The 1,998-nt window shown below is 69.4% G+C and carries 2 protein-coding genes; both read left to right on the top strand.

The genetic code is table 11. The features are described from left to right. On the top strand, positions 1–882 hold an 882-nt coding region (gene gap, locus KBX53_RS31245; RefSeq protein WP_210863340.1), incomplete at its 5' end, for a type I glyceraldehyde-3-phosphate dehydrogenase. After that, on the top strand, positions 879–1,998 hold a 1,120-nt coding region (gene pgk, locus KBX53_RS31240), incomplete at its 3' end, for a phosphoglycerate kinase (RefSeq protein ID WP_210863338.1). The genes gap and pgk, both read left to right, overlap by 4 nt.

Raw genomic sequence — 1,998 nt, 5'->3', positions numbered from 1 at the left:
CTCGCCCACCTGCTCAAGTACGACAGCATCCTCGGTCGTCTGCCCTACGAGGTCAAGGCCACCGCCGACGAGATCACCGTCGGTGGCCGGACCATCAAGGCGTACGCCGAGAAGGACCCGTCGAAGCTGCCGTGGGGCGAGGTCGGCGCCGACGTCGTCATCGAGTCGACCGGCTTCTTCACCGACGCCACCAAGGCCAAGGCGCACGTCGACGGCGGGGCCAAGAAGGTCATCATCTCCGCACCGGCGAAGAACGAGGACGTCACCGTCGTCATGGGTGTCAACCACGACACCTACGACCCGGCGAAGCACACCATCATCTCCAACGCCTCGTGCACCACCAACTGCCTCGCCCCGATGGCGAAGGTCCTGCACGACACGTTCGGCATCCAGCACGGTCTGATGACGACGATCCACGCGTACACCCAGGACCAGAACCTCCAGGACGCGCCGCACTCGGACCTGCGTCGGGCCCGGGCCGCCGCGCTGAACATCGTGCCGACCTCCACCGGCGCCGCCAAGGCGATCGGCCTGGTCCTGCCGGACCTCAAGGGCAAGCTCGACGGGTACGCCCTGCGGGTGCCGATCCCGACCGGCTCCGTCACCGACCTCACCGTCAACGTGGGTCGCGAGACCACCGTCGACGAGGTCAACGCCGCGCTGAAGGCCGCCGCGGACGGCCCGCTCAAGGGCATCCTGGTCTACAACGAGGACCCGATCGTCTCCACCGACATCGTGACCGACCCGGCGTCGTGCATCTTCGACGCGCCGCTGACCAAGGTGGTCGGCAACCAGGTCAAGGTCGTCGGCTGGTACGACAACGAGTGGGGCTACTCCAACCGCCTGGTCGACCTCGTCAAGCTGGTCGGTAGCTCGCTGTGAGCATCCGGACCCTCGACGATCTGCTCGCCGAGGGGGTGTCGGGTCGGCGCGTGCTGGTGCGCGCCGACCTGAACGTCCCGCTCGACAAGCAGACCGGTGCCATCACCGATGACGGCCGGATCCGTGCGGTGCTGCCGACCCTCGGCGCGCTGGTCGAGGCCGGCGCGAAGGTGGTCGTCTGCTCGCACCTGGGCCGTCCGAAGGGCGCTCCGGACCCGCAGTTCAGCCTGGGCCCGGTCGCCGGGCGCCTCGGTGAGCTGCTCGGCGCGCCGGTGCACTTCGCCACCGACACCGTCGGCGACTCCGCCCGTTCCACAGTGGCCGGCCTGGCCGACGGTCAGGTCGCCCTCCTGGAGAACCTGCGCTTCAACGCCGGTGAGACCAGCAAGGACGAGGCCGAGCGGGGTGCCTTCGCCGACCAGCTCGCCGCGTTCGGCGACGCCTACGTGGACGACGCGTTCGGTGCCGTGCACCGCAAGCACGCCAGCGTCTTCGACGTGCCGGCCCGGTTGCCGCACGTCGCGGGCCGGCTGGTGCTGCGTGAGGTCGAGGTCCTCTCCAAGCTCACCGGTGAGCCCGAGCGACCGTACGTGGTGGTGCTCGGTGGGTCGAAGGTGTCCGACAAGCTCGCCGTGATCGAGGCGCTGCTGCCCACCGTCGACCGGCTGCTCATCGGTGGCGGGATGTGCTTCACCTTCCTCAAGGCCCAGGGCCTGGAGGTGGGCACCTCGCTGCTGGAGAAGGACATGGTCGAGACCTGCCGTAACCTGCTGGAGCGGTCCGGCGGCAAGATCATGCTTCCGGTCGACGTGGTGGTCGCGGACGCGTTCGCCCCGGACGCGGCGCACGACACGGTGCGGGTCGACGGCATCCCGAGCCACCGGCTCGGCCTGGATGTCGGCCCGGAGACGGTGGCTGGCTTCAGCGCCGCGCTGTCCCAGGCGAAGACGATCTTCTGGAACGGCCCGATGGGCGTGTTCGAGATGCCGGCCTTCGCGGCGGGCACCCGGGGGGTCGCGGAGGCGATCACCAAGGCCGACGCGTTCAGCGTCGTCGGCGGGGTGTCCTACCAGGTCTTCTACGACCTCGAGTCGAGCAGTGAGCTGGTGCTCTGGC

This window comes from Micromonospora sp. M51 (genome assembly GCF_018070305.1).
Lineage (GTDB): Bacteria > Actinomycetota > Actinomycetes > Mycobacteriales > Micromonosporaceae > Micromonospora > Micromonospora parva.
Note: the sequence above shows the minus strand (reverse complement) of the source record. Positions and strands in the feature narration are given on the sequence as shown.